The sequence below is a fragment of the Kribbella rubisoli genome (assembly GCF_004217145.1).
GTDB classification, from domain to species: Bacteria; Actinomycetota; Actinomycetes; order Propionibacteriales; family Kribbellaceae; genus Kribbella; species Kribbella rubisoli.
Window position 1 is genome coordinate 619888 of record NZ_SHKR01000011.1, and the last position, 21240, is coordinate 641127.

22 protein-coding genes and 1 tRNA gene are annotated in these 21240 nt (G+C 68.4%); 12 read left to right on the top strand and 11 right to left on the bottom strand.

Annotated features, from left to right (window positions below; all coding sequences use genetic code 11):
• Positions 1-109 precede the first annotated feature (109 nt).
• Positions 110-934, bottom strand: coding sequence for an AAC(3) family N-acetyltransferase (locus tag EV645_RS05710; RefSeq protein ID WP_130440450.1), 825 nt, complete (start codon positions 932-934; stop codon positions 110-112).
• Between the two features lie 66 nt (positions 935-1000).
• On the opposite strand from EV645_RS05710, the gene EV645_RS05715 reads away from it, so the two are divergent.
• Entirely contained in the window at positions 1001-1750 is a 750-nt protein-coding gene (locus EV645_RS05715) for a hypothetical protein (protein WP_130440452.1), read from the top strand.
• Here EV645_RS05715 and EV645_RS05720 read toward each other — a convergent pair.
• Entirely contained in the window at positions 1719-3044 is a 1326-nt protein-coding gene (locus tag EV645_RS05720) for an FAD-binding oxidoreductase (protein ID WP_242000228.1), read from the bottom strand. The two genes, EV645_RS05715 and EV645_RS05720, sit on opposite strands and share 32 nt — an antisense overlap.
• A gap of 190 nt (positions 3045-3234) precedes the next feature.
• On the opposite strand from EV645_RS05720, the gene EV645_RS05725 reads away from it, so the two are divergent.
• Both EV645_RS05725 and EV645_RS05730 read left to right on the top strand, forming a co-directional pair.
• On the top strand, positions 3235-4464 hold the full coding sequence (locus tag EV645_RS05725) for a lactate racemase domain-containing protein (protein WP_198681477.1): 1230 nt from the start codon (positions 3235-3237) through the stop codon (positions 4462-4464).
• Positions 4465-4486: 22 nt separating this feature from the next.
• Entirely contained in the window at positions 4487-5938 is a 1452-nt protein-coding gene (locus EV645_RS05730; RefSeq protein ID WP_130440456.1) for a flavin-containing monooxygenase, read from the top strand.
• A 231-nt stretch (positions 5939-6169) separates the two neighbouring features.
• Here EV645_RS05730 and EV645_RS05735 read toward each other — a convergent pair whose 3' ends face one another.
• Positions 6170-7543 carry a cystathionine beta-synthase gene (locus EV645_RS05735; protein WP_130440458.1) on the bottom strand — a complete coding sequence of 458 codons (1374 nt, stop codon included), beginning with the start codon at positions 7541-7543 and terminating at the stop codon, positions 6170-6172.
• Between the two features lie 78 nt (positions 7544-7621).
• Between EV645_RS05735 and EV645_RS05740 the strand changes: the two genes are divergently transcribed.
• Both EV645_RS05740 and EV645_RS05745 read left to right on the top strand, forming a co-directional pair.
• The gene (locus EV645_RS05740; RefSeq protein ID WP_130440460.1) at positions 7622-8650 is read left to right on the top strand and encodes an SGNH/GDSL hydrolase family protein; all 1029 of its coding nucleotides are present in this window, start codon (positions 7622-7624) and stop codon (positions 8648-8650) included.
• A gap of 114 nt (positions 8651-8764) precedes the next feature.
• A complete protein-coding gene (locus EV645_RS05745; protein WP_130440462.1) occupies positions 8765-8995 on the top strand; it encodes a DUF4287 domain-containing protein in 231 nt (76 codons plus the stop codon).
• Positions 8996-9067: 72 nt separating this feature from the next.
• On the opposite strand, the gene EV645_RS05750 is transcribed toward EV645_RS05745, so the two are convergent.
• The 4 genes from EV645_RS05750 to EV645_RS05765 all read right to left on the bottom strand — a co-directional run bounded on the left by EV645_RS05750 (position 9068) and on the right by EV645_RS05765 (position 12984).
• Complete coding sequence (locus EV645_RS05750) at positions 9068-9907, bottom strand: LLM class F420-dependent oxidoreductase (protein WP_198681478.1); 840 nt, start codon at positions 9905-9907, stop codon at positions 9068-9070.
• A 5-nt stretch (positions 9908-9912) separates the two neighbouring features.
• Positions 9913-11043, bottom strand: coding sequence for a VOC family protein (locus tag EV645_RS05755; RefSeq protein ID WP_130440466.1), 1131 nt, complete (start codon positions 11041-11043; stop codon positions 9913-9915).
• 128 nt (positions 11044-11171) lie between these two features.
• Positions 11172-11996 (bottom strand): Bax inhibitor-1/YccA family protein, encoded by an 825-nt coding sequence (locus tag EV645_RS05760; protein WP_130440468.1) that lies wholly within the window; start codon positions 11994-11996, stop codon positions 11172-11174.
• Positions 11997-12222: 226 nt separating this feature from the next.
• On the bottom strand, positions 12223-12984 hold the full coding sequence (locus EV645_RS05765) for a DUF4118 domain-containing protein (RefSeq protein WP_242000230.1): 762 nt from the start codon (positions 12982-12984) through the stop codon (positions 12223-12225).
• A 62-nt stretch (positions 12985-13046) separates the two neighbouring features.
• On the opposite strand from EV645_RS05765, the gene EV645_RS05770 reads away from it, so the two are divergent.
• The 4 genes from EV645_RS05770 to EV645_RS05780 all read left to right on the top strand — a co-directional run bounded on the left by EV645_RS05770 (position 13047) and on the right by EV645_RS05780 (position 16363).
• Positions 13047-13547: a DinB family protein gene (locus EV645_RS05770; RefSeq protein WP_130440470.1), complete on the top strand. Its 501-nt coding sequence runs from the start codon at positions 13047-13049 to the stop codon at positions 13545-13547.
• The gene (locus EV645_RS05775) at positions 13544-14740 is read left to right on the top strand and encodes a GNAT family N-acetyltransferase (RefSeq protein ID WP_130440472.1); all 1197 of its coding nucleotides are present in this window, start codon (positions 13544-13546) and stop codon (positions 14738-14740) included. The genes EV645_RS05770 and EV645_RS05775 overlap by 4 nt, the downstream gene beginning before the upstream one ends.
• Before the next feature lie 60 nt (positions 14741-14800).
• Entirely contained in the window at positions 14801-14947 is a 147-nt protein-coding gene (locus EV645_RS41775; RefSeq protein WP_157997011.1) for a hypothetical protein, read from the top strand.
• A gap of 108 nt (positions 14948-15055) precedes the next feature.
• Positions 15056-16363, top strand: a complete 1308-nt coding sequence (locus EV645_RS05780) for an NAD(P)/FAD-dependent oxidoreductase (protein ID WP_130440474.1) — start codon at positions 15056-15058, stop codon at positions 16361-16363.
• Between the two features lie 43 nt (positions 16364-16406).
• On the opposite strand, the gene EV645_RS05785 is transcribed toward EV645_RS05780, so the two are convergent.
• Positions 16407-17066 carry a response regulator transcription factor gene (locus EV645_RS05785; RefSeq protein WP_130440476.1) on the bottom strand — a complete coding sequence of 220 codons (660 nt, stop codon included), beginning with the start codon at positions 17064-17066 and terminating at the stop codon, positions 16407-16409.
• 115 nt (positions 17067-17181) lie between these two features.
• Positions 17182-18300 (bottom strand): histidine kinase, encoded by a 1119-nt coding sequence (locus tag EV645_RS05790; protein WP_130440478.1) that lies wholly within the window; start codon positions 18298-18300, stop codon positions 17182-17184.
• A 104-nt stretch (positions 18301-18404) separates the two neighbouring features.
• On the opposite strand from EV645_RS05790, the gene EV645_RS05795 reads away from it, so the two are divergent.
• From EV645_RS05795 to EV645_RS05805, 3 genes are all read left to right on the top strand, one after another.
• Positions 18405-18911, top strand: a complete 507-nt coding sequence (locus tag EV645_RS05795) for a glycine cleavage system transcriptional repressor (protein ID WP_130440480.1) — start codon at positions 18405-18407, stop codon at positions 18909-18911.
• Complete coding sequence (gene def, locus EV645_RS05800; protein WP_130440482.1) at positions 18908-19450, top strand: peptide deformylase; 543 nt, start codon at positions 18908-18910, stop codon at positions 19448-19450. Before EV645_RS05795 ends, def begins: the two co-directional genes overlap by 4 nt.
• Positions 19451-19469: 19 nt before the next feature.
• Positions 19470-19550, top strand: a tRNA-Leu gene (locus tag EV645_RS05805).
• Between the two features lie 29 nt (positions 19551-19579).
• Here EV645_RS05805 and EV645_RS05810 read toward each other — a convergent pair.
• Positions 19580-20326 (bottom strand): hypothetical protein, encoded by a 747-nt coding sequence (locus EV645_RS05810; RefSeq protein WP_130440484.1) that lies wholly within the window; start codon positions 20324-20326, stop codon positions 19580-19582.
• A 61-nt stretch (positions 20327-20387) separates the two neighbouring features.
• Positions 20388-21236, bottom strand: coding sequence for a uracil-DNA glycosylase (locus EV645_RS05815; RefSeq protein WP_130440486.1), 849 nt, complete (start codon positions 21234-21236; stop codon positions 20388-20390).
• Positions 21237-21240: the final 4 nt, after the last annotated feature.

Consider the following 21240-nt stretch of genomic DNA (forward strand, 5'->3'; position numbering starts at 1 on the left):
TCGGTGCGGTGCATCGCCGCGCGGGGGCGAAGGGGTCGATGCGGAGCATCGTCACCTTTGCACCCGTGCGGCGAGGTGCCGTGCCGAGTGCCCCGCAGTAGGCGCTGGATTACCAGACAGGACCTAACTGCTGCAGGGCGGCTGCGCAGCGGCACTCAGGGTTGTCGGTGCACAGCAGCGCGGCCGGGTCTGCCTGGATCAGTTGCCGAGCGGCCCCGAGTACGGCGTCCTTCGGGATCCGGCGTACGCGCGCCTGCCCGATGCGGAGCTCCTTCGTCGCGGGACGCAGCACCGGCTCTATGTCGTCGAAGCGGTGGCTCTCGCCGGGGATGTTCGGGAGCTCGATCCACAGGCCGTCGGCGTTCTTCGCGTAGCGGTAAAAGAGCGAGCGGCCGAGGTGCTGCTCGGCGAGATGGATCGTGGTGTTGGAGGTGTGGCTGACGCCGAGCAGGAGTACGTCGCCGTCGAGCGCCTCGATCGGCCCGAGCGGCCAGTCGGCCCGCTGAGCCCCGAGCAGCCGCTCGGCCGCGGGGCCTGCCGCCTGGTAGGCGAACAGCGGATGCGAAGTACGCAACGGCGAGCACGTCTGCCGAAACATCTCCGGCACCCGTCCGAGCCACCGATCCACCGGAAGGTCAGAGCTGAAACTAGTTGCCCCCGACAACTTCTCGTCGAACTCCGCCCAGTCGGCAGCATTCCAGTAAGCATTATCGGGCCGCACCAGCCCCGGCGGCGCCGGAACCCCGGTCAGATCCCACGTCCCACCCGGCATCAACACAGTCCCACAAACCTCGGTCAACGCCTCACAAACCGCCTCCGCCCCACCCTCGACATACCCGAACGAACTAAGCGACGAATGCACAATCACCTCAGACGACCCGTCCAGCCCAAGCTGCCGGAGCCCGTCCACAATGTCCGCCCTGGTCACGACCATTCCCGCAAGCTATCGCGCTTGGAACTGTCCGGTCCTCCGATATTCCGGCAATGAGAGGGTAGGGCCGTGGATTGGGTGAGGCGGCGGGCCGGATGGGTGCTGGGGCTGGGGCTGATCGGCGGGCTGGTGTGGACCGGGATCGTCACCCTGTCGCAGCCGGGGTGGTACGACCCGACGCAGGACTGCTCGCGCAAGCTCGGCCCCGACGCGACCGGCGTCCACACCTCGTGGTTCCCGCCGACGGCGAGCTGTCTGTACGGCGACGAGTCCCGCACCTACATGTCGACCCCGCGAACCGTCGTCCTCTCGATCATCGCCGTACCGCTCCTGATCATCATCGTGACCGGCCTGATCCTGACCGTACGGCGACTCGCAGGTGACCCCGGACCGATCCGCGCGGCCGGTGCCCTCGACCTCCGCAAGCGATGGATCAAGCACCTGACCTTCGGGGCAGCGGACCTGGCGATCGTCTTCGCGCCGCTGACCTTCCTCAACGCGGTCGCGATCGTCTTCGGCGCCATCCCCGGCGGCATCCTGTTCATCGTGACCTCGCTCGTCGGACTCAGCGCGATCTGCACCGCCCTGGACCGGCACCTGGGCCCGCTCCCCAGCCGCGCCCTGGACAGCCGCCGTCGCGGCACGATCGCCGGCGTCACGACGTACGCCGTCGTCTTCGCCGCCACCGCGATCACCGGCGGGCTACCGTTCCTCCGGCTCTGGTCGGTCCCGCTCGGCGGCATCGCGTACGCCGTGATCGTCGCCGTGCAATGGCGTCGCGCGAGCACTAGCGCCAACCAGGTTCAATATTCTGATTGAGGTGGAACACGTTCTCGGGGTCGTACTCACACTTCACCCGGGCCAGCCGGTCGTAGTTCTCAGCACCGAATCCCGCGATCACCCGGTTCTGCCCTTCGTGCCCGATGAAGTTCGGGTACACCTGCCCGGTCGACCAAGGTTCCAGGTCCGCACACACGTCGCGCGCCCACCGGATCGCCCGCGCGTCGTCGCACGGATCCGACCACGCTCCGAACGGATGCGCCACCCAGGCCGCGTCCCGGTACGGCTGCGGCCACTTCTCCGCACCCCGCCGTACGGCGCCGCCCCACGGCAGGACCACCTGCTGGGACCGTGACGGCCAGATCATCTCCGTGGCCCGGTCGCAGAACGCCTGCACGGCCTGGTCGGGGAAGTCCGAGAGCTGCTCCGCGGAGCAGTACCTGCGGAACCCGTCCGGATCGTCGAACATCGACTGGATCTCGACGTACGGCAGCTCGCCGACGAACTGTCCCTCCGGCGCGAGCTCGAACATCGGCGCGAACGCCGCCCGCGCCTGGTTCTCGTCACCGGCACAGACGGCGACCGCGACCACGGCCGGCCGGCCGCGCAGATGCTCGGGGACGAACCGCCGCCCGGTCCGGAACATCACCGCGCCACCGAGCTCCTCCGGGGCACCCGACTCGAACAGCTCCCGGTACGTGCGGAGTACCGAGGGACCGGCCTCCGCCGGCCACACCAGCACCGCGAGCGTCGTCGTTACCACCTGCTCGAGCCGGAACGTGAGTGAGGTCGCGACTCCGAAGTTCCCGCCTCCACCGTGCAGCGCCCAGAACAGCTCGGTGTTCTTGGTCTCGTCCGCGATCAGCAGCCGGCCGTCCGCGGTGACCAGTTCCACCGAGACAAGGGCATCCGAGGTGAGCCCCAGCTTGCGCTCGAACCATCCCGATCCGCCGCCGAGCGCCACGCCCGCGACGCCGGTCGTGGAGGTCCGGTCGCCGGTCACCACCATGCACGGCCGCTGGCACGCACGGTCCAGCTCGCCCCAGGTAGCTCCGCCGCCGACCCGGACGAGCCGTGCGAACGGATCGACCTGCACACCGTTCAGCCGCCGGACGTCGACGACCAGACCGTCGTCCACGACCCCGTCCCCGGTCACCCCGTGACCACCGCCCCGGACCGAGAGCTCGAGCCCCTGCTGCACGCCGTACCGGACCGCGGCCTGTACGTCGGCGGCCGTCTCGCAGCGCGCGATCAACTCCGGCTTCCGGTCGATCATCGCGTTGGCTACCCGCCGTGCCCCGTCGTACGCCCGATCGTCGCGCCGGATCAGCACACCCCCGAACCCTGGCGGCCTGAATCTGTCGACCATGGCAAGTTCCCCCCTTGCTTGCCCTGATGGTGCGTTACCTTCCGCCCGGGGTCAACGCTCGGTTTTTCCTTGCTACCAGGGGTTTTCGCATGGTCACTGCAGGAAGCCGTGGACAGGCCGGGACACTCCGGGCGTGACTGGGTAGGCTCGATGCGTGACTACGGCAACGGTGATCGGCAGTGCGGACCGGGTCCTGGCCGATGACGAGGTGACCGCGTTCGTCGGCGAAGCCCTCGCGGGGGCGGGGCTCGACGGGCGCAGCGTCTGCGTCATCGTCCCGGACGGCACCCGGAGCTGCCCACTTCCGCTACTGCTGGGTGCCGTAACGGCTGCCCTCGAAGGCCGCGCGAGCAAGGTCACGATCTTGGTTGCCCTTGGCACCCATGCGGAGATGAGCCCGGAACAGCTGCGCAAGCACCTCGGCGGTGACTACCCGAATGTGATCAACCACGAGTGGTGGAAGCCGGACACGTTCGTCGACCTCGGCTCGATCAGCTCGGAGCGGGTCGGCGAGATCTCCGACGAGATGCTCCGCGACGAGGTGCCGGTCCGGCTGAACCGGGCCGTCGTCGAGCACGACGTCGCACTCGTCGTCGGCCCGGTGTTCCCGCACGAGGTGGTCGGCTTCTCCGGCGGCAACAAGTACTTCTTCCCGGGCGTCGCCGGCCAGGAGGTGATCGACTTCTCGCACTGGCTCGGCGCCCTGATCACCAGCGCGAACATCATCGGTACGCCGGGCATTACGCCCGTCCGCGCCCTGATCAACGAGGCCGCTGCGCTGATCCCGGCCGAGAAGCTCGCGCTGTCCGTGGTCGCGCAATCGGGGACGGACGCCCTGCACGCGGTCGCGTTCGGCGACACCGAGTCGTCCTGGCAGGCGGCCGCAGAGATCTCCGCGCAGACCCACGTCCGCTACCTCGAGCATCCGGTCCAGCGGGTCGTGTCGGTGATGCCACCGAAGTACGCCGATATCTGGACCGCGGCCAAGGGGTTCTACAAGGTCGAGCCGATCGTCGCGGACGGCGGCGAGGTCATCCTCTACGCGCCCCACGTGACCAAGCTGGCGGCGATGCACCCGGAGATCGAGAAGATCGGGTACCACTGCCGCGACTACTTCGTCGGCCAGTGGGACCACTTCCGCGACCTGCACTGGGGCACCCTCGCGCACTCCACCCACCTCCGCGGCGCCGGTACCTGGGACCCGGCCAGCGGCGAGCACCTCCGGGTCCAGGTCACGCTCGCGACGGGCATCCCGGAGGACGTCGTCCTCGCGGCGAACCTCGGCTACCTGGACCCCGCGGCGTTCGATCTCGCGGCGTACGAGGCCGACCCGGACACGTTCGTCGTACCGAATGCCGGAGAGACCCTCTACCGGCTTCAGTGACCCGCCGGTAACCTCAGGCGGTATGGCTGAGGTCGTCATCATTGGGTCCGGGTTCGCCGGGCTGTGCATGGGTATCAAGCTGAAGCAGGCCGGGTGTGAGGACTTCGTCATCCTCGAGAAGGCGGACGACCTCGGCGGCACCTGGCGGGACAACACGTATCCCGGCTGTGCCTGCGACATCCCGTCGTACCTCTACTCGTTCTCGTTCGAGCAGAATCCGCGCTGGACGCGGATGTTCGCGCCGTGGGACGAGATCCTCGCCTACCTACGGCACTGCGCAGACAAGTACGGGATCGCCGACAAGGTCCGGTACGGCGCGGAGGTCACCGAAGCCGCCTTCGACGAGGCGACCGGCCATTGGACTGTCACGGTGAACGGCGACGAGACCATCGAGACCCAGGCGCTGGTCACCGGCGTCGGCAGCCTGCACGAGCCGAAGCTGCCGGACATCCCCGGCCTCGACTCCTTCGAGGGTACGACGTTCCACTCGGCGCAATGGGATCACTCGGCGGACCTGCGTGGGCGCAACGTCGCGGTGATCGGGACCGGCGCGTCGGCGATCCAGTTCGTACCGCAGCTCGCCGGCGAGGTCGCACAACTGGACCTGTACCAGCGGACACCGCCGTGGGTCACGCCGAAGCCGGACCGTGCCATCGGCAGCTGGGAACGCAAGCTGCACGAACGCTTCCCGGCCGGGCAGCGGACGATCCGCAACGTCATCTACTGGGGCCTCGAAGGCCGTGGCGCCGGGTTCGCGGGCAACCCGAAGTTGATGAAAGGCCTCGAAATACAGGCGAAACGGCACCTGCGCAAGCAGATCACCGATCCCGAGCTACGCGCCAAGCTGACCCCGGACTACCAGATCGGCTGCAAGCGCGTGCTGATCTCGAACGACTACTACCCGGCGCTGACCCGGCCGAACGTCGACGTCGTCACCACCCCGATCGCCCGCGTCACCCCGACCGGCGTGGTCACCGCCGACGGGACCGAGCGGGCCTGCGACACGATCGTGCACGGCACGGGGTTCGCGGTCTCGGCGAATCTGACCCGGATGCCGATCCTGGGCAAGGACGGCGTCGACCTCGCCGACCACTGGAAGCGCAACGGCGTCGGCGCCCACCTCGGCATCACGGTCGCCGGGTACCCGAACCTGTTCCTGCTGGTCGGCCCGAACACGCTGCTGGGCCACTCCTCGATGATCTTCATGATCGAGGCCCAGGTCCGGTACGTGATGCAGGCGCTCCACCTCCTGCGCCGGCGCAATGCGACGTACGTCGAGGTCCGCGAGGAGAGCCAGGAGCAGTTCGTCGACTCGATCCAGGGCGAGCTCGGCGACACCGTCTGGGAGTCCGGCTGCACCAGTTGGTACATGGACGCGTCCGGGCGGAACTCGACCATCTGGCCGGAGTGGACGATGTCGTACTGGCGCCGCACCCGGCGACTCGATCCGAGCGACTTCGCCGTCGTCCATTAGGGGCAGTGTCCCTTAGGGGATGGCCCGGACTCCTCCAGTAGGAGTCCGGGGGTGACGACATACGACCTTGGGATGAGCGAAAGACCGATCCGGAGGCCGATGTTTCGCGGGCGTGGTTGAAGGACTCTTGAGACATGGAAATCCTTCAGATCGCAGGCGCGGCGGTGATCGTGATCGGCATCGTGATCACGGCACTGATCGCCATCATCCCGTCAGTCGTAGACCGCTGACTCAGTCGGCGGACAGATGGACCAGTAGGTCCTGCCGGGTCAGCACGCCCACCGGCTTGCCGTCGTCCAGAACCATCAGGGCGTCCCGGCCCTCGAGCAGCTCGACCGCCTTGGTCACCGGTTCGCCGGCGCCCAGGGAGGGCAGCGCCGGGTCCATGTGCAGCTCGACCATGTCGGCCAGCCGCGCCTTGCCGGAGTACAACGCGTCCATCAGCGTCCGCTCCGACACCGCGCCGGCCACCTCGGCCGCCATCACCGGCGGCTCGGCGCGGACGACCGGCATCTGCGAGACGCCGTACTCGCGCAGGATGGCGACGGCCTCGGCGATCGTCTCGTGCGGGTGGGTGTGCACCAGCGGCGGCAGGCTGCCGTCCTTGCCGGCCAGCACGTCGCCGAGCGTCTTGCCCTGGCGGGCGTGCGCGAGGAAGCCGTACTGCGCCAGCCAGTCGTCGTTGAACACCTTGGTCAGGTAGCCGCGGCCGCCGTCGGGCAGCAGTACGACGATGACGGCTTCGGGGTCGTCGAGCTCGTGCGCGAGCCGGATCGCGGCCGCGGCCGCCATCCCCGCGGAGCCGCCGACCAGCATCGCCTCTTCGCGAGCGAGCCGCCGGGTGAGCGCGAACGAGTCCGCGTCGGAGACCTCGATGACGCGGTCGCAGATGTCACGGTCGTAGGTCTCCGGCCAGAAGTCCTCACCGACACCCTCGACCAGGTACGGCCGGCCGGTGCCGCCGGAGTACACCGAGCCCTCCGGGTCGGCGCCGATGATCTGGACGCGGCCGCCGGAGACCTCCTTGAGGTACTTACCGGTGCCGGTGATCGTGCCGCCGGTGCCGACGCCCGCGACGAAGTGGGTGATCTTGCCCTCGGTCTGCTCCCAGAGCTCCGGGCCGGTGGTCTCGTAGTGCGAGCGCGGGTTGTTCTGGTTCGCGTACTGGTTCGGCTTCCAGGCGCCTTCGATCTCGCGGACGAGACGGTCGGAGACGTTGTAGTACGAATCGGGGTGCTCGGGCGCGACCGCGGTCGGGCAGACCACGACCTCGGCGCCGTACGCCTTGAGCACGTTGCGCTTGTCCTCGCTGACCTTGTCCGGGCAGACGAAGACGCACTTGTAGCCCTTCTGCTGGGCCACCATCGCCAGGCCGACGCCGGTGTTGCCGGAGGTCGGCTCGACGATCGTGCCGCCGGGCTTGAGCTCGCCGGAGGCCTCCGCGGCCTCGATCATCCGGACCGCGATCCGGTCCTTCACCGAGCCGCCGGGGTTGAAGTACTCAACCTTCGCGAGCACGAGCGGCTTCGCGCCGTCTGTTGTCTTCGACAACCGCACCAGCGGAGTGTTGCCGACCAGGTCCAGGAGTGATTCTGCGTAGCGCACGATCTTTACTGTAGTGATATCGACAGCTTTGCCCTATTTTCACTTGTGTCGACGTAACTGCGTGTAATCCTGGTACTTATGAGTAGAGCCAGGGCAGCCAAGAAGCTGGCCCAGGCCGCAGCCTTCGGGGGCGGGGGACTCGGACTCATCGGTGCCACGTTCTACGGCGTACTGACCGCTGAGGCCGAGTATGCGAAGCGCGTGATCGGACCGACGAGGTACTACCCCACTCCGGGCGACGGTCTGTACGGCCGGTATCCAGGACTTCCGATCACGTTCGCGATGATCGGCGACTCGAGCGCGGCCGGATACGGCACCGAGTCGCCGGACGAGACCCCCGGAGTGATGCTCGCCTCCGGGCTGGCCGAGCTGGCCAAACGCCCGGTGCGGCTGGTCGACGTGTCGAAGACCGGCGCGAAGTCCAGCGACCTGGCCGCGCAGGTCGACGCCGCCCTCCAGACCGGCCCGCATATCGCGGTCATCCTGATCGGCGTCAACGACGTGAAGGCCAAGATGCCGCCGTCGACCTCGGTCCGGTTGCTGTCCACCGCCGTACGCCGGCTTCGCGCCGCGGGCTGTGAGGTGGTGGTGGGTACCTGTCCCGACCTGGGTGTGGTCCGGACGATCATGCCGCCGCTGCGGCAGGTCGCCCGGTCCTGGAGTCACCGGCTGGCCGCCGCTCAGACCATCGCAGTGGTCGAAGCAGGCGGCCGCACCGTGTCACTGGGCTCGCTGCTCGGCGAGGTCTTCCGGACCAACCCCGCGATGTGGGGCCGGGACAACTTCCACCCGTCCGCCACCGGGTACGCCGCCGCGTCCGCCGCACTGCTGCCGTCGGTGGCGGCAGCGATGGGGGTCGGGCCCGAGTCGTTCGTGCACCCGGAGCCGTTCCGCGGCGAGGCGATCCTCCCGATCGCGGAAGCCGCCGTACAGGCCGCCCGGAAGGCGGGCACCGAGGTGGCTGCCACCGAGGTCGCCGGCCGGGAGCGCGGTCCGCGCGGTCGCTGGGCGGAGCTCCGGCATCGCCGCCGGCACCCGAAGGCCGACGTCGAGCGAGTGGACGAGCAAGCCGGAGAACAAGCCGAGACAGTGCCTGTCTGCCAATAGTTGTTGGGTTGTGCGTCCGCTGAGCGACACCTTTCATGTCGGGAGTCTTGCCTCCGGGCGGCCAGGTGGTGCACAGTCGATAACTACGCGGTACCCCGATAACGGGAGGCGAAGATGGGCTTGAACCACTCCGAGGAGACGCACCAGCGTTTGGTGGAGGCCGTGCCCAGGTGCACCGGACGCCAGATGACCGAGTGGTTCCAGCTGATGAACGACGGACCGTCGTTCCTGCGCTTCGATGACAGAGTGAGATGGCTCTCCAGCGAGTATGAACTCGCGCACGGGCACGCGACCGCCATCGTTCACGAGTTCGACCTGCTCAAGGCGCATCGGCGAATGGGCTGAGCCGCAAAGGAGACAACGAAAAGACCTGCCCTTTCAGGTGGAGGGGCAGGTCTTTCACGTTCCCGGGCTTGTTCAGAGCAGAGGTGCGAGGGCCTTCGCGAGCGGCTCGAGGACGGCCGGGGTGTGCGGCGGGGGCAGGTAAACGATCGCCAGGTCGAGCCCGACCTCGCCGAGAGCCGCCGCCTGCTCGGCGACCTTCGCGTAATCGCCGTCCGGCCCCAGCCGGACGTGTGACGACAGCGTGATCTCGCTCGGAACGCGGCCGACGTCCTCGCAGTGGGCGTACAGCACGTCGCGCTTGCGGGCGAACTCCTCGGGCGTCCCGCCGACGAAGTTCCAGTGCTGGGCGTACTTCGCCGTCGTCCGGAGCGTCCGCTTCTCGCCGCTGCCGCCGATGCAGATCGGCGGATGCGGCTTCTGCACGCCCTTCGGCTCGCAGCGGGCCTCCGTGAATTCGTAGTGCTCGCCCCGGAACGTCGTGGTCTCCTGCGTCAGCAGACCGACGAGCACCTCGCAGGCCTCCTCGAACCGGTCACTGCGCTCCTTCAGCGAGCCGAGCCGCATGCCGTACGCACCCGACTCCTCCTCGTTCCAGCCCGCGCCGATACCGATCTCCAGGCGGCCGCCGGACACGATGTCGAGGGTCGCGGCCATGTTCGCGAGCAGCGCGGGGTGCCGGTAGTGGATCCCGCTGACGAGCGTGCCGACCCGGAGCCGCTTGGTCGCCTGGGCGAGCGCGGTCAGCGTCACCCACCCTTCCAGGCACGGGCCGGTCGAGTCGGAGTGGATGGGATAGAAGTGATCGAAGGTCCAGCCGGACTCGAACAGTTCGATCTCGTCAGCGGCCTGCCAGACGGCGAGCATGTCGGCCCATTCGGTGTTCTGGGGCGAGGTCTTGATCGCGAATCGCATGACCCTCATCGTATGTCGACTTCGTTGCCCTCCGGGTCGCTGATCAAACAGCTGTGTGGGCTCTGATCCAGCACTCGCCCACCCGCAGCCAGGGCTGTATCGATGCGAGCCTGGACCTGATCCTGCGGTACGACGAGCTGCAGGTGGATGCGGTTGCGCTGCTTCGTCCGCTCGTCGTTCGGATCCAGCTGCTGGAAGAACAGGACCGGGTTCAGCCGGCGTGGATCGTAGATGTCGGACACCTGCGCCCGCGGATCCGGCTGGTAACCGAGCATCGTCCGCCAGAACGTGCTGAGCGCGTCGGCGTCGACCGCATCGATGCCGAACTGGACGAAGCGCAGCGGCCGCGCGTCCGGTGCGAGTCCCAGGTCGTGCGCAGCGTCCTGGATGCGCTTGGCGAGCTCGACGAAGGCCGCGCCGCCGTTGGGCAGGTCGTCCTCCCATTGGTCCTTGCTGCCGTCGATCATCACCCCGGTCGGTCGCAGGTCGATCTGCAGCGGAGTGCTCGCGTCGTCGGCCAGCTTCGCGACGGCGGAGACGAACCGGCTCGCCTGCGCGGGCGACGTCGTCGGGTAGAAGACCATCGCGGCGAAGTTGGTCCGCCAGTCGGCGGCATCCGGTGACAGCTCGTCACCTGGGACCAGGTCGACCTCGTTGCCTTCGGGATCCGCGAGCGCGACGCCCCACGCGCCGTACGGCTCCTGGCCGGTCGCGGCCCGGACCGCGTCCACCGCGTCGGACGGCCGGACGACGTCGACGTGGATGCGGTTGCGGAGCGGCCGGGGGTCGGTGAGGGGCCGGACGGTGATGCCCGGGTCGCGCCGGAGCGGATCCCGATCGGTCTCGTAGCCGAACGCCGTACGCCAGAAGGTCGTCACCGCGGCCGGGTCGGTCGCCTCGAAGGCGAGGTGGACCTGCTGCAGCACGCTTGGATCGGCGGTCAGGCCGAGGTCTTGCGCTGCTTTTGAGATCTCTCGGGCGGACTCTTCGCCGGAGGTCCGCAGTCGTAGACCGGTCGCCCGGAGGTCCGCCTCCGTCCCGGCGGGGAGACGCTCGACCAGCGCGGCGCCGGCCGCGTGCGAGGGAGCGTCGTACCAAGTGGTCAGGGAGCGGTCGAGGAGCCGCCATTCGGTCATGGCACCCACAGTAGAACCGGAACCGGACAGAGTACTTCCGGAAATGCCAGAAGGGCCGGTCCACCTGAACCGGCCCTTCTGAAGACATTACGGCTGTCGCGCCGCCGCGGTTCAGTCGCCGCCGCGGTTCAGTCGCCGCCGCGGAGGATCGCGAGGATGCGCAGGATGTTCCAGTACAGCCAGACCAGGGTGACGGTCAGGCCGAACGCGGCGCGCCAGGCCTCGCTCTGCGGGGCGCCGTGGCGGACGCCCTGCTCGATCATGTCGAAGTCGAGAATCAGGTTGAACACCGCGAGCCCGGCGCCGATCGCGGCGAAGATCAGGCCCATGGCGCCGAAGCCGCCGATCCCGGTCTGCACCCCGAACAGGCTGAGCAGCAGGTTGATGACCACCACGCCGGCGAAGCCCATCGTCCCGATGATCACCATCCGGGTGAACTTCGGCGTCACCTTGATCGCGAAGTACTTGTACGTCGCCAGCGTCAGGCCGGCCGTCACCATCGTGGCCAGCACGGCCTGCACGATGATGCCGGAGTCACCGACCCAGTTGGCGATGAACTTGGAGCCGATCCCGAGGAACACGCCCTCGGCCACGGCGTACGCCATCAACAGCACCGGGTTCACCTTGCGGGCGAACGACAGCACCAGGCCGATCGCGAGCGCCGCCAGCATCCCGGCGAAGAACGCCGGGCCGACCGCGGTGTCCGGGATCGCCTTCCAGGCGATCGCCGCGACCACGGTGACGACACCCAGGGTGGCGGCGGTGCGGACGATCACGTCGTCCATCGTCATGGGGCGGCTCGCGGCCGGAGCACCTTGGTACTGCGGCGGCATACCCGAGCCGCCGTAGCCGTAGGCTCCTGGCTGACCGTACGGAGCGGCCCCCGGATAGGCCTGGCCCTGGCCAGGCGCAAACGCACTCGACCGGTTCAGCACCGGGTTACTGCTCTGCATCATTTCCTCCTGATGACCCACTTCCGGGGCCGTATCGAGATACTACGGCCCCATCCTGAACAACATCTGAGAATCAGGCCGCCGAAAACCCCCTATTTACAAGCGGTTGCGGATCTCAATCGGTTACCGATACACCCGGTCGGCGGCGTCGTACCTGTATGGGCAGGCACGACGCCGGGACGGCGGCCACCCAGGACGTGATGCTCCCGCAGGCCGGATCGGGGGGTCAGACGTGGGGGTGGGTGGCTTCCTGCGTTGCCAGGGCGGCGCCGACCTGGTCGGCGAGGGCGACCGCTACCAGGCGTTGTTCGAGGTCGGGGCGGGCGATGCGGGTGGCGGCGGTGAGGAGGAAGCGGCCGCGGGTCTCGCCTGCGTGCTGGACCGGGAGTTCGATCTCGGCGTTCGTCGGCAGGCCGTCGCGTTCGACCTTCAGGACATGGGATCCGCGGGTGACCGAACCGTCCGGGTTCAGCCGCGGCGCCGCAGTCTGCTTGCTACCGGCAACGAACTTGGCGCCGTCGATTCCCAGCAGGGCGGTCAGTTCGGTCCGGACCTGGTCGATCAGGTCGTCCGTGGATCCACCCGCGGCGACCGCCTGCGAGGTGGTGATGACGCCGTCCAGGTACCCCCGCCGCCGGGACGCGTTGGCTTGTTGCCTCCGGCCCCAGATCGCGATCTGGGTGACGGCGACGCCGATCACCAGCAGCAGCACGGCCTGTTCGACGTCGTTGCTGCTGTTGATCGTGAAGCTGTCGTACGGAACGGTCAGGAAGAAGTCGAACCAGACCGCGCTCGAGACGGCGGCGAGTACTCCGGCGAGCCGGATGCCGAACACCGCGACGGCAACGATGACGACGACCAGCAGCAGGGCCGCGTTCGCGTTGTCGAAATGCTCCCGGAACGGGGTCAGCAACGCACAAACCGCCGGGGGCGCGAGCAGCGAAGCCGTCAGGACGGGTGTGCGGTAACTCTCCACACCCCTATTCATGCGCACTTCACCTGTCCCGATCAACCCTTCTCGCGGAACTCTGTCGCGCCTACCGTTGGCGGATGCCCGAGATCACGCGTACCCGGCCGCCTGAGGACGCCGATGAACGCAGTACGTTCACCGGCCTGCTCGACTTCCTCCGCTCCACGGTCGAGCTCAAACTGAGCGGCCTGACCGAGCAGCAAGCGTTCGCCCGGCCCGTCGACCCGTCCGCATTGACGCCCGCCGGCATCGTCAAACACCTCACCGCGGTCGAGCGTTTCTGGTTCTCCATCGACTTCGCCGGCCTGGGCCTCGAGTGGCCGTGGTCCGAGGACGATCCGCACGGCGGCTTCCCGATCGCCCCCGATGACACGGTCGACGGAATCCTCACCGCGTACCGGGCCGAATGCGCCCGCTCCCGCGAGATCATCGCCGCCGCGCCGTTCGACGACGGAGCCCGCTCGGAGGGCATGACGTTCAACCTCCGGTACGCCGTGGCGCACCTGATCGAGGAGACCGCCCGCCACCTCGGCCATCTGGACATCCTCCGCGAAGCAACCGACGGCGAGGTGGGCGAGTGACGACCGCGTCGTACCGCATCCGGCCGGCCGGCCCCGACGACGTCGCGTTCCTCGCCGACGTCACCCTCACCGCGACCCGCGCCCAGGGCCGGTTGCCCGCGGACTTGGACGAGGCCGACTGGCGCGGCGGTTTCGAGGAGTGGAGCCGCGAGTCGATCGACGACCCGACAACCGACCTCAACGTCATCGAGCTCGACGGCCGGCGCGTCGGCCGCCTGCGGATCAGCCGTACGCCGGGATCCGTCGAGCTGAACGGCATCCAGCTCCACCCCGATGCCCAGAACCGCGGCATCGGTACGGCGATCATCGCCGAACTCCAGTCCGAGGCGGCGACCCGCGGCGTACCGCTCGAACTGCATGTCGAACGCGACAACCCGAACGCCCGCCGCCTCTACGACCGCCTCGGCTTCGCCAAGACCGGCGAGGACGGCGCCGAGGACGTCATGCAGTGGACCGAAGGCACGCAGCTCTGGAACGCCGAGGTCGCCCGGCGGTACGACACCCCCGGCACCGGCATGTTCGCACCTGACGTCCTCGGGCCGACCGTGGATCGCTTGGCCGGGCTCGCGGACGGCGGGCGAGCACTCGAGTTGGCGATCGGCACCGGGCGGGTCGCCGTACCGCTGTCGGAGCGGGGCGTGCCGGTGAGCGGGATCGAGCTGTCAACCGCCATGCTCGCGGAACTCCGCACCAAGGCCGACGAGGCGGCGATCCCGGTGGTTCTGGGCGACATGTCCGTCGTCCGCGCGGCCGGTGAGTTCAGCCTCGTCTACTTGGTCTTCAACACGATCGCCAACCTGCTCACCCAGGAACAGCAGGTCGCATGCTTCCGCAACGCCGCCCGGCACCTCTCGCCCGGCGGTCACTTCGTCATCGAGCTCTGGGTCCCCGAGCTCCGCCGACTCCCACCCGGTACGCCGGCCACCGTCGGCGTCGCGGAGCCCGGCTACATCCTGCTGGACACGTACGACGTGCTGAACCAGCACGTCGTCTCGCACCACTTCCACTTCGGCGAAGGCAGCCAGGCAGAGCTCGGCCGCACCCCGCACCGCTACATCTGGCCGGCCGAGCTCGACCTGATGGCCCAACTCGCCGGCTTCACCCTGGAATCCCGCCACGCCGACTGGACCGGCACACCGTTCACCGCCGACTCCCCCTCCCACATTTCCGTCTACCGCCTCCCGACGACGTAGAGGACGCTGGTACTCGTGGCCACAGATTCGCTGTTCACTCGTTTGGCTCCTGTTCTCAACGTGTCTGATCTTGCGGCCGAGCGTGCGTTCTACGAGAAGCTCGGATTGCCGGTGACCTACGAGGGACCGGAGTATCCGGATTTCATCGCCTTCCTGCTCCGTACTCCGAGTGGCTACCGCCTCGCTCTGGAGGGTGAGTCCGAGTAGTTGCCCGGTGGGTGAGATCACTCCGAAGAGGGTTTGTGAAATCTTTCACGAGCGTTTAGCGTTGAAGTGAACATGAAGTCTGAGAACCACTCAGGGAGTGTGAACCGCATGACAGCCCAGGTGCCGCACATCCTCGTCGTCGGAGGCGGTTACGTCGGGATGTACACCGCGTTCGGCCTGCGCCGCGCCGCCCGCAAGGGCCGGATCCGCGTGACTGTGGTCGACCCGCGGTCGGTGATGACCTACCAGCCGTTCCTGCCCGAGGCCGCGGCCGGCTCCGTGGAACCACGCCACGTCGTCGTGCCGCTGCGCAAAACCCTCAAGGGCTGCCGGGTGGTGACCGGCCGCGTGACCGGTATCGACCACGCGCACAAGGTCGCCAAGGTGATGCCCGAGGAGGGCCCGGAGTACGAGCTCGCCTACGACCAGATCGTGGTCGCGCTCGGCTCGATCGCCCGCACCCTGCCGATCCCCGGCCTGGCCGACGAGGCCACCGGGTTCAAGAACGTCGAGGAAGCGATCGCGCTGCGCAACAAGGTCCTCGACCGGCTCGACGTCGCCTCGTCGCAGCCCGACCCGGCGCTGCGCAAGTCCGCGCTCACATTCGTCTTCATCGGCGGCGGGTACGCCGGTGTGGAGGCGTTCGCGGAGCTCGAGGACATGGCCCGCTACGCCACCCGCTACTACGACAACATCAAGCCCGAGGACATGCGCTGGGTCCTGGTCGAGGCCACCGGGCGGATCCTGCCCGAGGTCGGTGAGGACCTCGGCAAGTACACCGTCGACCAGCTCCGCAAGCGCAACATGGACGTCAAGCTGGAGACCCGGCTGGAGTCCTGCGAGAAGGGCCACGTGATCCTCAGCGACGGCGAGGAGTTCGACGCGGACACGATCGTCTGGACCGCCGGCGTGAAGGCGAACCCGGCGCTCGCCGCGACCGACTTCCCGCTGGACGAGAAGGGCCGGATCAAGACGCTGGCCAACCTGCGGATCGAGGGCGTCGACGACGCCTGGACCGCCGGCGACAACGCCGCCGTACCGGACCTGACCAGTGAGACAGGTGCGTTCTGCGCCCCGAACGCGCAGCACGCCGTACGCCAGGCGCATCAGCTTGCCGCGAACATCCTCCGGGTGGTCGACGGCCAGCCGCCGCAGGACTACAAGCACAAGTACGTCGGCTCGGTCGCGAGCCTCGGCCTGCACAAGGGCGTCGCCCAGCTGTACGGCGTGAAGGTGAAGGGCTGGCTGGCCTGGTTCCTGCACCGGACGTACCACGTGTCCCGCGTCCCGACCTTCAACCGGAAGGCCCGCGTCATCCTCGACTGGACGCTGGCGCTGTTCTTCCGCCGCGAGGTCACCAGCCTCGGCAGCCTGCAGACCCCGAACGAGGAGTTCCGCAGGGCGACCCAGTCGTAACCACCTGATCGGCCGGCCCTCGACTCGCCGGGGGCCGGCCTTCTCATTCCCGCAGCATGTCCGCGTCGTGGACCAGCAGCGCGATCTGGACGCGGTTGTTCAGGTCCAGCTTGGTGAGGATGCGGGAGACGTGCGTCTTCACGGTCGGGATGCTGAGGTAGAGCGTCGCGCTGATCTCGGCGTTCGACTTCCCCTCCCCCACGGCGACGGCGATCTCGCGTTCGCGGTCGTTCAGGTCCTTCAGTCTGGCGACCGCCTTGGCCTTGCGGCTGTCCGTCCCTGAGTCGGCGACCCGGGTGATGAGGCGTTTGGTGACGGCCGGTGACAGTACGGGCTGGCCGGCCGCGACCCGGCGTACCGACTCGACGATCTCGCCGGGCGGGGTGTCCTTCAGGACGAACCCGGCCGCGCCGGCGCGGAGCGCCCGGAGTACATGCTCGTCGGCGTCGAAGGTGGTGAGGATGACGACCTCGGGCGCGCCGGGACGTCGTCGTACCGTCTCGGTTGCGGTCAGGCCGTCGGTGCCGGGCATCCGGATGTCCATCAGGATCACGTCCGGCGCGAGCCGATCGATCAGCCCTTGTACGCCGGAGCCGTCGCCGGCCTCACCGACCACGCGGATGTCCTGCGCACCGCCCAGCATCAACTTCAGCCCGGCCCGCAACAACGGATCGTCGTCGACGATCAGCACGCGAACGGTCATGGGGCCTCCCGGCCTGGACTGAGGAGCGGAGGGAGCGAAGCGACCGGAGCGACGAGGGAAGGCCGGGAGTCACAGCCCCATGACCCGCCGCGCCGGAGGCGTGGCATCAATAGAGTCATACAGGCCACGGTAGCCAGGCGTAGAGGCGGAAGTCGCCTTCGGGGGTGCGGCCGTGTTCGATCCGGCCTTCGACCAGGGCGGCGCGCTCGCTCAATCCCTTTAAACCTTGGCCGTCTCCTCGTCTGCGGTTCGGCGCGGGGTTGCGCAGCTCGACCGCCAATCCGTTGCCGGGGGCACCGGTCACGCTGATCGTCACGGGTTCGCCCGGCGCGTGCTTGACCGCGTTCGTGAGACCTTCCTGCACGATGCGGTACGCCGTACGTCCGACGTGCTCGGGCATCGCGCCCGGCGCGTCGAGGGTCAGGTCGACGGGGATGCCCGCCTCGCGTGAGCCGTTGACGAGGGCGGGCAGATCGGAGACCGCCGGCTGCGGGAGCTCGCCGACAGGAGCCCGCAGTACGCCGATCACCTCGCGGAGATCTTGCAGCGCCTGGTGCGCGCTGGCCCGGATGATCTCGGCGGCGCCGGCGACCTCGTCCGCGGACGCGTCCGGGCGGTACGCGAGCGCGCCGGCGTGCACGCTGAGCAGGGACAGCCGGTGCCCGAGTACGTCGTGCATCTCGCGGGCGATCTCCTCGCGGGCCCGGAGTTGGCCTTGCTCGGCCTCGAGTTTCGCGACCGTCTCGGCGCGATCGGCGCGGTCCCGGAGCGTCTGCAGGAGCTGGCGGCGGGATCGGACGTAGAGACCCCAGCCGGCCACCGCGAGGTAGATGGAGATAGCAGCGATGACGGTGGCCGCGGGATCGTCCGGCTTGTCCCTGATCTTGATGTAGGCGGCCAGGCTGATCGCGTTCACGCCGAAAACCAGGACGGTCGTGCGCAGCGGCCTGTGGATGGCCACGGTGAGGATCAGGATCAGGGCGGCCACCCCGGCGGTCTCCGAGAACGTCGACACGGCGGCGCCGATGATTGCGAGCTGGAGCGGCCAGCGCCGGCGGAACCATAGAGTCAGGCACAGCGCCATCCCGACGACGAAGTCGACGGCGAGCAGGCCCGGGCTGATCGGGTCCTTGCTGCCCTCTTCGTACAGCAGGAGCCCCGTGAGGACCGCGACGACGAAGACAAGGCTGTCCACGATCCAGTCGCGCGTACTCCGGCGGAAGAGCTCCTTCATGGTTCGAATGTAGCGGTGCGTAAGCGTTCTCCGGGGCCGTTGGGGTTGTCCGGATACCGAAGTCGCTTTCTTGCGGTACTTAGGTCAACGGTAGGTTGCCGGGCATGAGTCAGCTCGCTGTCACCGTCATCGGCCCGGACCGCCCGGGCATCATCGCGGACGTCACCGGGGCCCTGGTCGGTACCGGGGTCAACCTCGAGGACACCACGATGACGCTGCTGCGCGGCCACTTCGCGATGATGATCGTCTGCGCCGGGCCGATCGACGAGGTGGAGTCGGCGCTGGAGCCGCTGCAGGGCGAGCTGGTCATCACGGTGCGGACGATGGGTCCCGAGCACGAGCACGCGCCGATCGGCGCGCCGTACATGCTGAGCGTGCACGGCGCCGATCGACCCGGGATCGTCGCCGCAGTGACGCGGATGATCGCGGCCGCCGGCGGGACGATCACGGATCTCGCGACACGGCTGAGCGGCGGGCTGTACGTACTGACCGCGGAGGTCGAGCTGCCGGCGTCCGCGGACCTGGAGATGCTGGACCGGGCGCTCGAGATCACCGCCGAGGAGCTCGGCGTCGGCGTCACCCTGCGCCCGGCGGAGAGCGACGACCTGTGATCGCCTCCTGGTCCCCCAAGTTGCTGGACGTCGAGGGCGCTGTCCTGGACGTCGTTCGTGCGCCGCATCCAGTGCTGGCGACGGAGGGCGCTTTGGTGGATCCGCTCGACCCTTCGATGATCCAGCTCGCGGCCGACCTGGTGGCGACGATGCGGGTCTCCCCCGGGTGCGTCGGTCTGGCCGCGCCGCAGGTGGGGGTTGCGGCGCAGATGTTCTCGCTGGATGTGAGCGATCACCCGAAGACGCGTACGTGTCACGGCGTCTTCGTTCTCTGCAACGCGGTCGTGGTCGAGGCTTCGCGCAACGAGAAGGCCCGCGAGGGCTGCATGTCCGTCCCGGACTTCACTGGCGACGTCAAACGCGCGACCCGGTTGACCGTTCGCGGCGTACTGCCTGGCACCACTGACCCGCTCACCATCACCACCGACGCCTTCGAGGCCCGAGCCCTCCAGCACGAGATCGACCACTGCAACGGCAAGCTCTTCCTGGACCGCGTCGCCGGCGCCCACGCCGTCTACCCCCGAAAGACCTACCAGTAACGAGTACCCTCGTCCCGACGCCCGGGTGGCGGAACGGCAGACGCAGGGAGCTTAAACCTCCCAGCCGAAAGGCATACGGGTTCGAATCCCGTCCCGGGCACAACAACCACCAGCCCCCGATTGGTCTGATTAGTGGGCTATGTCGGCTTGGTAGCAGGTTAGGTGCCAGGTTGCTTGGGTGGGGGGTGTGTTTGGGGGGCGGGTGCAGTGGCCGGAGGCGAAGGTGAGGGTTTGGGGGCCGGCCAGGTAGCACCAGGCGTCGTAGTCTTCGTCGGTGCCGTAGGCGTAGGAGAGGTAGTGCTTGACGGGTTGGCCTCCCAGGAACGGGGTTTGGAGGCGGTGTTGGGCTTCTAGGGGGAGGTTGCCCAGGAAGCCGCGCATTTCCTGGGTGAGGTTGAGTTGTGGGGGTGGGGCGGCGGCGGGCTGGGGAGTGCCGGCTCGGCCCGGGACCAGGTTGCGTAGGGCGCCGCGGGGTTTGGTTGGTTGTTGCTGTACGACGGCGTGCTTGAGGCTGGATGGGACGAACTGGTCCAGGCGGACGCTCTGGGTGCGTTGGCCCTGCGCATTTACGCGTGGAGTCGTCACAGCTAGACCGTTCGGGCCGAGTACGACGGCGTACGGGCGGTCCCGTTCGCGTTTGTGGCGGTCGGCCCACCAGTCGATTCTTGGCCCGACCTTGCGCTCGACGTACGCCTTGACGTCGTCGTGGAGCTCTTCCCAGAAGTGGAACCGGTCCGGGGAAGGGACGAAGTTGAGATCCGTCGCGTCATGTGCACCGGGCATCTGCGGCGTCGCGGTCGAACGCTCCACGCCGCCCGCCTCGCGACGCGTGGCCGGACGTCCGCGGGACTGCTCGGGCAGATTCCCACCGGTCATGTGAACACCCGCTTCGGAGGCATGCCGGGAGCTTCCAACACCTTCACCATCCGGGTCAACCTCACTCCTGCGGCTCTGTGGATAACCCGGCCAACGTCTTGGCTCTGGTGAGGACGGCGTCGAGCATGGGTTCGGTCAGCTTGCCGGTGAAGGTGTTCTGCTGGCTGGGATGGAAGCAGCCGAGGACGGTGATTTCGCCTTGTGGGGTTGGGATCTGGTGTTCCACGGCATGACCGAACTTGGGCCGCGGCCGTGGGATGGTCGCGCCCAACGAGGCCAGTCCGCTGAGCAAGGCGTCGTACCCGAACTTGCCCAGGCAGACGATCGCACGAGCGGTGGCCAGGGACAGCTCCAGCTCACGGCGGAACCACGGCGCGCACGTGTCGCGCTCCTCGGGAGTGGGTTTGTTGGCGGGCGGCGCGCAGCGGACGGCGGCGATCATGCGGGCGCCGCTCAGGCGGAGGTCGTCGCCGGCGTGTTCGCTGGTGGGTTGGTTGGCGAGGCCGATGCGGTAGAGCGACGCGAACAGCCAGTCACCTGAACGGTCGCCGGTGAAGACGCGACCGGTACGGTTGCCGCCGTTCGCCGCGGGAGCGAGGCCGGCAATCAGGATGCGCGGCGCCGGGTCGCCCCAGCCGGGGATCGGGCGGCCCCAGTACGGCTGGTCGGCGAACGACTTTCTCTTGCCGACAGCAACATCTTCCCGCCACTCCACGAGTCGCGGGCAGGCGCGGCAGACGGAGACCCGCGCTTCCAGCTCCCGCAGGTCGTCGGTCGCCGCGAGCTGCACGACCTCGGCCGGGTCGTGCGCCATCGGAGTACGTCGTACTGCGGGATCCTCCGGCCATCCGGTCCCGGGCGGCACCGGGCTCTCGAACAACTGCCCCGTCAACGGATGCGGAAGCTTCATCCCC

What these genes read in the sequence shown, in the direction of transcription:
- EV645_RS05795 (WP_130440480.1), top strand. Translation starts at nt 18,405, where the DNA reads ATGAGTCAGCTCGCTGTCACCGTCATCGGCCCGGACCGCCCGGGCATC.
- EV645_RS05710 (WP_130440450.1), bottom strand. Translation starts at nt 934, where the DNA reads ATGGTCGTGACCAGGGCGGACATTGTGGACGGGCTCCGGCAGCTTGGG.
- EV645_RS05730 (WP_130440456.1), top strand. Translation starts at nt 4,487, where the DNA reads ATGGCTGAGGTCGTCATCATTGGGTCCGGGTTCGCCGGGCTGTGCATG.
- EV645_RS05755 (WP_130440466.1), bottom strand. Translation starts at nt 11,043, where the DNA reads ATGACCGAATGGCGGCTCCTCGACCGCTCCCTGACCACTTGGTACGAC.
- EV645_RS05780 (WP_130440474.1), top strand. Translation starts at nt 15,056, where the DNA reads ATGACAGCCCAGGTGCCGCACATCCTCGTCGTCGGAGGCGGTTACGTC.
- EV645_RS05790 (WP_130440478.1), bottom strand. Translation starts at nt 18,300, where the DNA reads ATGAAGGAGCTCTTCCGCCGGAGTACGCGCGACTGGATCGTGGACAGC.
- EV645_RS05810 (WP_130440484.1), bottom strand. Translation starts at nt 20,326, where the DNA reads ATGACCGGTGGGAATCTGCCCGAGCAGTCCCGCGGACGTCCGGCCACG.
- EV645_RS05765 (WP_242000230.1), bottom strand. Translation starts at nt 12,984, where the DNA reads ATGAATAGGGGTGTGGAGAGTTACCGCACACCCGTCCTGACGGCTTCG.
- EV645_RS05760 (WP_130440468.1), bottom strand. Translation starts at nt 11,996, where the DNA reads ATGCAGAGCAGTAACCCGGTGCTGAACCGGTCGAGTGCGTTTGCGCCT.
- EV645_RS05785 (WP_130440476.1), bottom strand. Translation starts at nt 17,066, where the DNA reads ATGACCGTTCGCGTGCTGATCGTCGACGACGATCCGTTGTTGCGGGCC.
- EV645_RS05815 (WP_130440486.1), bottom strand. Translation starts at nt 21,236, where the DNA reads ATGAAGCTTCCGCATCCGTTGACGGGGCAGTTGTTCGAGAGCCCGGTG.
- EV645_RS05740 (WP_130440460.1), top strand. Translation starts at nt 7,622, where the DNA reads ATGAGTAGAGCCAGGGCAGCCAAGAAGCTGGCCCAGGCCGCAGCCTTC.
- EV645_RS05770 (WP_130440470.1), top strand. Translation starts at nt 13,047, where the DNA reads ATGCCCGAGATCACGCGTACCCGGCCGCCTGAGGACGCCGATGAACGC.
- EV645_RS05750 (WP_198681478.1), bottom strand. Translation starts at nt 9,907, where the DNA reads ATGCGATTCGCGATCAAGACCTCGCCCCAGAACACCGAATGGGCCGAC.
- EV645_RS05745 (WP_130440462.1), top strand. Translation starts at nt 8,765, where the DNA reads ATGGGCTTGAACCACTCCGAGGAGACGCACCAGCGTTTGGTGGAGGCC.